Annotated in this window: 3 protein-coding genes and 1 pseudogene; all 4 read right to left on the reverse strand. The window is 76.3% G+C overall.

The genetic code is table 11. The features are described from left to right. A pseudogene (locus VR45_RS42830) lies at positions 1-2973 on the reverse strand (hypothetical protein); the annotation flags it as partial. Between the two features lie 2037 nt (positions 2974-5010). Continuing rightward, the gene (locus VR45_RS30125) at positions 5011-5865 is read right to left on the reverse strand and encodes a DUF4132 domain-containing protein (protein WP_045943033.1); all 855 of its coding nucleotides are present in this window, start codon (positions 5863-5865) and stop codon (positions 5011-5013) included. Positions 5866-6024: 159 nt separating this feature from the next. Then, complete coding sequence (locus tag VR45_RS30130; protein ID WP_045943034.1) at positions 6025-7239, reverse strand: PQQ-dependent sugar dehydrogenase; 1215 nt, start codon at positions 7237-7239, stop codon at positions 6025-6027. Positions 7240-7387: 148 nt separating this feature from the next. After that, positions 7388-8179 carry an ABC transporter ATP-binding protein gene (locus VR45_RS30135; RefSeq protein ID WP_045943035.1) on the reverse strand — a complete coding sequence of 264 codons (792 nt, stop codon included), beginning with the start codon at positions 8177-8179 and terminating at the stop codon, positions 7388-7390. Between the last annotated feature and the right edge of the window lie 89 nt (positions 8180-8268).

The raw sequence follows: 8268 nt of genomic DNA on the forward strand, positions 1-8268 counted from the left end.
TTCGAAGCCGGGGGCGTCCCCGTCGGTGACGCGCTGCCAGGCCCGGGCGAACAGCTCCGGGACGGCGCACCGGGGCAGCACGTCGTGGTGGGTGGGGAGATCGTAGAGGGCGGCCTTCCAGGTCTCGACGGGCAGGCCGGGAGCCTTGGCCTCCTGCCAGCCGCCGGGGAGGAAGAGGGTGCGCCCGGCGCGGGCCCGCTTGGCCTCCATGACCAGGCCGGAGCCGAGGAGTTCGGCGCGCGCCTTCTTCAGCCGGGCCGGCTTCCAGCCCGTCCAGCGCGCGACCTGGCGGTCGGTCGGGTCGGGCAGGGCGAGCAGCTGGAGGTAGAGGACGGCGGCGTCCTCGCCGAGCTCGTGGGTCTTGGCGACCTCGGTGACCAGCTCGGGCACCGTGAGCAGCGGGTGCTGGGCCCAGACCTCGGCCCCTTCGACGGGAACACCGGCAGCGTCGGGGAGCTCCGGCAGGACGACCAGTCGGTCCAGCTCCCCGCTCAGGAGCGCCGTGAGCACCGTCCGCTGACGGGACAGCCAGTAGCTGTCGCCCAGGCCGGCCAGCTGGTCCAGCGCCTGGTCCTGCGCCCCGTCCAGGCCGGCCGGGCGCCACCAGATCTGCTCCGCCTCGTCCTGGGTGGGCGAGAGCACCAGGGCCCCGCCGCAGCGGACCAGCCCGTCGGCGTCGGCGCCGCCCTCGGCGGGCAGGCCGAAGCGGGCGCGCAGCACGGCGGCCAGCGGCTCGCCCTTGCCGTTGCGGCGCAGCTCGTAGGAGAGCAGCAGTTCCGGGTCGGCCAGGCGGGTGTGCAGGGCCCGGACGGCGGGTGCGAGCGAGTCGCGCAGCGGACTGTTCCAGGGCAGCCGGTAGGCGAGCCAGGCGATCGCGTCGGCGGCCTGGGACAGGGTGTTCTGGTCGGGCAGGGCCTGCGGGTCGTCGGCCTGGAGGACGGGTGTGGCCGCCTCCCCCAGGGGGCGCACCCGTTGGCGGGTGGTGCGGCTCAGCCACGGGGTGGTCGCGTAGTTGAGGATCTCCTCGACCTTCTGGATGCTGGTGCCGCTGACGGTGGCCTGCTCGGCCTCGGGCAGGGTGACCAGCCGGCCGAGGCGGGCCGTCCAGTGCGCGGCGCCGGCGGCGCTGTCCGGGCCGGTGCTCCAGAGTTCCTCCGGGTCGGCGGGCAGCAGGGCGGACCAGACCTCGCCGAGGGCGTCGCGTTCGCACCCGCGCAGCCAGTCGCGGGCGGCCTTGGCCTCGCCGGACTTGAGGCCGTACTCCTTGAGCGCCTCGGGGGGCAGCGGCGCGCCGTACCAGTGGATCAGCGCCTCGGTGGGGCTGAACAGCAGCGTGGAGCGGACGGCGCCGATACCGGTGCGCGCGCCGAAGTCGGCGGCGCGGTCGGCGCGGTGGGTCATCGCGCCGTGCTCGCGGAGCAGGGCGGTGAAGCGGGCCACCCACGCCGCGTCGACGGTCTCCTCGGTGCCGCGCTCCTCGGCGGTGCCGAAGTGGGCGACCGCGCCGAAGACTCCGCTCGGGTCGTGGTCGACGGCGAGCCAGTGCGCCTTGTCCTCGCGGTGGTGGCTGCAGGCGAGGACCACGACGGTGCGGTCGCCGTGCCGCCAGACCTGGCCGGCCCGCCGCTCGTGCTTGCCCTCCTTGGCGTTGGGGTCGGTCAGCGGCTCGGTGAGGACGATCTCGCGCAGGGTGGCGCCCCGGTCGGCGAGCGGCCCGGCGGTGAGCTCGGTGAGCAGCAGGGCGAGCGAGTCGCGCTGCTCGGCGGAGGTGAGCGGGGCGGCGGCCGCGTAGGCGAGGGTGCCGAGCCGGCCGAGCGTCTGCAGCCAGCCCTGGTGGTCGTCGTCGCCGTGCAGCGCGATCCGGTGCGGGGTGCTCCAGCCTTCGCCCTCGGCCGCGGGGGGCTCGGCGAGGACGGCGGTGACGGCCCTGAGGTTGTTGAGGACGCGGTAGTTGGCGCTGCGGTCCCAGGAGCGGCCGTAGCCGCCGACGCCGGGCAGCAGCAGGGCGACGGCCTGGCTGAGCTCGTAGTCGGTGCCGTGCTCGGGCCGGTAGGTGAACTCGGCGGCGCCGGAGCCGCCGGTGGTGCGGCCGTCGTCCTCGGGCTGCGGGAGGTAGCGGGCGATCCGGTCGAGCAGGTCGGCGGCGGTGCGGGCGAGGCCGGTGACGCCGGCCAGCAGCAGCCGGTGGGTGATGCCGGGCAGGACGCCGGCGACGGCGTCGACCGGCAGCCGCTCCTCGGCCTTGTCGCCGCTGACGACCGGGCGGCGCACGCCCTGGACGGTGATCCAGCGCTGCCGGGCGGCGGGGACGGGCTCGGCGTCGGCCGGCCAGGCGGCGTCGATGAGCCGGGCGGCCTGCTCGTGGCCGACGGCACGCAGCTCGGCCGAGCCCTGCTCGTCGCGCGGGCGCAGGACGTGCCAGTGGCCGAGCGGCAGGACGAGGGCGGTGCCGGCGCCGGCGAGGCCGCCGGGGCGGCCGGGTTCGAAGTCGGCGGTGAAGCCGGCCGGGTCGGCGGTGACGGTGCCCTCCGCCGGGGAGTCCGCGGCGGGCAGGCCGAGGGCCAGGTGGCGCCCGTGGCCCTCCTGCAGCACCGGCCGGCCGCCGCCGGGCAGGGTGAGCCGGCCGAGCGGGTACAGCGAGCGGCCGCCGCGGGTGTTGTCGACGACGAGCCTGGTGCCGTCGGCGGTGACGGTGGTGGTCCGGTTGCCGTCCGTCCGGAGCCAGCTGCCGAGGACGGTGCCGTCGGTGCCGAGCGGGGTGGCCTCCAGACCGGGCTGGAACGGCAGCAGCCAGGTGCGGTGGACGTCGAGGCGGCCCGCCGCGGCGCTCGCGGCGATCAGGGGCGGCTCGGCGGTGCGGCCCGCGGTGCCGGTGGCGGCGTCGAGTTCCTCCAGGACGACGCTGCCGGAGCGCCGGTGGGCCGTCCAGTGGCCGGTGCCGTCGCCGAGGACGCGGCTCTGGGCGGGCAGCACGGTGTCGCCGACGTGCAGTGGCCGGTGGCCGCCGGTACGGCCGCCGCCGGGCAGCGGCAGGGTCGGCGTCTCGATGGAGTTCGCCGTCGACGAAGCGGAAGCGGGGGCGGTGCCAGGTGTCGAGCTTGTCGGGGATGCGCAGGGTGTGTTCGAGCAGGATGCCCTGCGGGCCGGCCACCACGACCTGGTTACCGCGGGCGAGCACCAGGTGCGGCCAGGCCTCCTCCAGCAGCAGCCCCTCGGGGAGGTTGCGGCCGCTGCCGACGCCGGGGGTGTCGCCGGCCTCGATGCCGAGCCGGGCGAGCGCCTCCTCCAGGGCGGGCCAGCCGAGTTCGTCGAGGATGCCGCCGCGCAGGGCGTCGGCGAGCAGCCCGGTCACGTCGAGTTCGGCGATCCGTTGGGCGGCGGCCGGGTTCTCGTCGCGGATGGCGGTGCGGTGGGTGCTCAGCTCGCGCAGGATGCCGTTCGCGCTCTCCAGGCCGCGGGCGGCCGTCAGCTCGTCGGCGCGGGCGTCGGACCACTCGACGAAGAGCTCGCGCAGGACCGGGCGGGCGGCGAGGCGGCGGCTGTCGACGGTGTCCCAGACGGCCGGGACGGCGGCGCGCAGCGCGGGCCGGAAGCGGGGGTCGGCGGCGAGGGCGGTGAGGGTGCGGCCGTCGGTGTCGGAGGCGCCGACCCAGTCCTGGAGGACGAAGCTGTGGCCCTCGGCCGGGTCGGCGACCGGGACGCCCTCGGTGAGCAGCAGGTCGAGGAGTTCGAGCTGGGTGGCGCTGCGGCGCACCCCGGTGAAGAGGTCGACCGGCACGGCCTCGGCGCGCAGCCGGTCGAGCATCCGGTGGGCCAGCGCGACGGTCTCGGTGCTGAGGCCGAGGGTGCGCCAGCCCCGGCCGAGGTGGTTGGTCCAGCGCTGGAGCCAGGCGGCGGCCGGCTCGGCCGCCGACGCCCCGGCGGGCAGATCGATGGGCGGGTCGGTGGGCAGGTCGGTGAGCAGGCGCTCGGCGCCGCTCTCCGCCAGCACCGCGAGCCAGGCGGCGTCCTGGCGGGTGCGGTCGTCGTTGCCCGGCGGATCGGGCATCAGCTCCAGCAGCCGGGCGCGCACGGCGGCATCGCCCCGGCCGAGCTCGACGACGGCCTCGTGCCAGCTCTTCCAGAAGGTGCCGGGCGCGCGGTTGACGGCGGGCGAGGCGAGCAGTTCGAGCAGCAGGGCACGCTCGTGCTCGTCCCGATCCAGCCCGGCGGCCTTGAGCAGGGTGCGGGCGTCCTCGGCGACCCCGGCGTAGGGGGCCATGCCGGCCGCCGAGCGCTCGGTGCACAGCTGGCGGAACCGCTGCCAGGCGGTCAGCGGGTCGAGCCGGCCGCTCAGCTCCTTGACGTACTGGCGCAGCGCCTTGACGGTGAGGGCGCCGGCCAGCGCGAACTCCAGGAAGACGGCGCGCAGCCGCTCCTCGTCCACGGGGAGGTTGTGGGTGCGCTCGGCCTCGCGGGCCCGGCCGAAGAAGGTGCTCGCGTAGGTCTGGTTCTCCTGCTCGAGGAAGATCCGGCCGACCTGCTCGCAGTAGGTGGGCAGGAAGTGCGGCACGGCGCGGCCGAGCCGGCGGGCCAGCTCGTCGAAGCCGTCCTTGGCGTGGCCCGGCTTGGACTTGGCCTGGCGGGCGAGCCGCTCCATCTCCTTGACCAGGGCGAGCGCGTGGTGGCCGTTGGCCGGGTCGTGGACGAGCGCCCAGGCGGGGAAGCCCAACGCCTCCTGGCGGACCTGGCCGACCTCGACCGGCTCCTCGGCGGGGACGAGCCCGAGGAAGTCGACGGCGAGGTCCTCGGCGGGGCCGAGCGCGCCGGGCACCAGTCGGACGATCCGGCGGCCGTCGAGCGCGGGGTGGGAGTAGCCGCGGGCGGTGAGGACGTCGGCGGCGCTGTCGGGGGTGCCGGCGCCGGGCAGGGTGCCGGGGGCGAGGATCGCCCCGGACTCCAGCAGCCGCTGGTGGCGGTCGGCTCCGCCGGGGGCACCGGTGGTGGTGCGGTCGGACCCGGTGGTGGTGCTCATGCGGCTTCCTCCCCTTCGATCGTGCGGCCTGCGTACAGTGCGGCGGCCATCCGCATCCCCTCGGACCAGGCGACCGGTCCGACCTCGGCCAGCGGCAGGACCTTGCCGTCCGGGCCGGTCCAGCTGAGCGAGCCGGTCTCGCACTCGTCGTACTCGTAGTAGTCGCCGACCCAGACCCTGGCCTCCAGGGCCCGGCCGTCCTCGACCACGGGCAGGACGGCGTGCCCGCCGCGGACCCGGTGGCCGAGCCGGGTGCAGCGGCCGAGCAGATCGCGCAGCGCGGCGTAGCGGCCGCCCGCGTAGGTGCCGACCTGGGTGCCGGTGACGCCCTCCGGCCGGTGCCAGACCTCCCGGTACAGCTGCTGGACCTGCTGGGAGACGCCGAGTTCGACGGCGAACTCGCGCAGCTCGTCCAGCTCGTCCAGCAGGACCGGGTGGGGTATCCGCAGCTCGCTGCCGGTGAGCCGGACGGTGTCCCCGTCGAGGTCGACCAGGCCGATGCCGCGCTCGGGGTCGGCCCCGCGCAGGAAGCCGGCCACGGCGCCGTCGGCCCCCGTGACCACGAGGTCGCGCAGGACCTCGCGCCACGCCTCGTCCGCCCAGACGGCGGTGACGACGGCGGCGGGCACCGGCAGCGAGCGCACCATCCACCGCTCGGCGGTCTCCAGGCAGCCGCGCCGGTGGGCGTCCAGCCACTCGGTGAGCTGCCGGAGTCCGAGCACCACCGGATCGTCGTTCAGCTTCGGCGGGACGGCTTTCAGCTGACGGCCCGCCGCATTGCGGCAGACCACCTTGCCCTCCTCGTCGAAGGCGACGAAATAGCCGCCCGAACCCGTTTCAACCCACGCCACGGCCGCTCTCCTCCCAGCTGGTCGGTCAGTTGGGAGGAACGTAACGGGACACACTGACAACGCGGCGGGCAGGGAGGGGTACTGAACGGTAGGAAGTGGCGGATCCCCGGTCGAACCACGTTCAAACCGCTCGAACGGGTGGCCGAATACGACTCTCCGTCACCCGCCGTTGACGTCCAGTCGCAGAATCCGGTCGTCGCCCGGCCGCGGCGAGCCCCGGCCGTCGGTGTTGTCGGTGACGAGCAGCAGGGTGCCGTCCCCGTCGACCGCCACGGTGCGCAGCCGGCCGTACTCGCCCCGGAGGAACTCCTGCGGGGCGCCGGCCGCCCGGTCGCCGTCCACCGGGACCCGCCAGAGCCGGGTGCCGCGCAGCGCGGCCACCCAGACGGCGCCGGAGGCGAAGGCGATGCCGCTCGGCGAGGCGTCGGCGGTGTGCCACTGGGCGACCGGGTCGGTGAACCCCGCCCGCCCGGCGGTGCCTTCGACGGTGGGCCAGCCGTAGTTGCCGCCGGGGGTGATCAGGTTCAGCTCGTCCCAGGTGTCCTGGCCGAACTCCGAGGCCCAGAGCCGCCCCTGCGGGTCCCAGGCCAGCCCCTGGACGTTGCGGTGGCCGAGCGACCAGACCGGCGAGCCGGGGAACGGGTTGCCGGGCGCGGGGTCGCCGTCCCGGGTGAGACGGAGGATCTTGCCGCCGAGGGAGTCGCGGTCCTGGGCGAGCGAGCGGTCGTTGGCGTCGCCGGTGCCGACGTAGAGGAAGCCGTCCGGGCCGAACGCGATCCGCCCGCCGTTGTGCCGGGGTCCGTGCGGGATCCCGCTGAACAGGACGGTGGGGGCGCCGAGTTGGGATCCGGCGGGCCGGGAGGGGTCGAGGTCGAGCCGGGCGATCCGGTTGTCCGAGCCGGTGGAGAAGTACGCGTACACCCGGTGGTCGGTGGCGAAGTCGGGCGAGAGGGCGAGGCCGAGCAGACCGCCCTCGCCGCCGGAGGTGACGCCCGGGACGGTACCGGCCACCGTCCTGCCGCCGTCCTTCGCCGAGACGCGCAGGATCCCGGCGCTGTCGCGCTCGGAGACCAGCAGGTCGCCCCCGGGCAGGACGGCCAGGCCCCAGGGGGACTCGAGGCCGTCGGTGACGGTGCCCCGGACGGCCACCGAGGCGGGGGCGGAGGCCGGGGAGGGGGTGGGCGCCTCGGTCGACGCAGAAACCGTCGGAGCAGGGGTCGTCGGAGCAGAGGCCGACGACGTGGATAGGTCCGGAGCACCCGCCCCCGAGGGCGACCCGCCGGCACGGTCCGGGGCGGCGGCCGAGGAGCAGCCCGCCGCGGCGGCCGAGCCGAGGGCGATGGCGACGAGCAGGGCGGCGGTACGGCGGGGCATCGGTGACCCTCCCGGAGGCGGCGCGGGCGCGGCGGCGGCACGGACGTCCGGCGGACGCCCGTCCAGCAGACCACACCGGGCCCGGCGCCCGCCCGACAACCCGCCGCGCCCCCCGGTCCGTTCGGGGGACCCCCGAAGACCGGACCGGTCAGGCCGCCGTCCGGCTCCCCGCACGCGGGACGATCACCGGCGCGCCGTCCCCGGGCGCCTCCAGCACATCGCTGTCGACGTCGTACAGCGCCCGCACCAGCGGCGCGTCCACCACCTCGCGCGGCGGACCGCAGGCGATCATCTCGCCGCCGCGCATCGCCACCACCAGGTCGGCGTAGCGGGCGGCCGCCGCGAGGTCGTGCAGCACCATGACGACGGTGCGCCCGCCCGCCGCGACCTCGCGCACCAGCTCCAGCACCTCGACGGCGTGGCCGAGGTCGAGCGCGCTGGTCGGCTCGTCGAGCAGGACCACGGGCGCGTCCTGGGCCAGCACCATGGCGAGCCAGCAGCGCTGCCGCTGCCCGCCGGAGAGCCGGTCGAGCCGGCGGTCGGCGAACTCCTCGACGCCGGTGGCCCGCAGGGCCTCGGCGGTGAGCCGCTCGTCGTCGGCGGACCACTGCCGGAACAGGCCCTGGTGCGGGTGGCGGCCGTAGCGGACCAGCCCGGCCACGGTGACCGCCTCCGGCGCCTGCGGGCTCTGCGGCAGCAGCGCGACCCGGTGGGCGGCCTGCCGGGGGCGCAGCTTCCAGATGTCCTCGCCGCCGACCAGCACCCGGCCGGAGTCGGGCCGGTGCAGCCGGGCGATCGAGCGCAGCAGGGTGGACTTGCCGCAGCCGTTCGGGCCGACGACGGCCACCACCTGCCCGCCGGGCACGGTGAGGTCGACGCCGCCGAGCACCGGGCGCCCGGGGCCGTAGCCGGCCGTGAGGCCCTCGACCGTCAACTCCATGGCGGATTCCTCGATTTCGCAGAATTGGCGGGGTGGCGGGGTGGCGGGTGGCGGGGAAAAGGCGGAACGGCGGGCGCCCGGTGAGGAGG

The sequence above is a fragment of the Streptomyces sp. NRRL S-495 genome (genome assembly GCF_000966955.1).
GTDB classification, from domain to species: Bacteria; Actinomycetota; Actinomycetes; order Streptomycetales; family Streptomycetaceae; genus Kitasatospora; species Kitasatospora purpeofusca.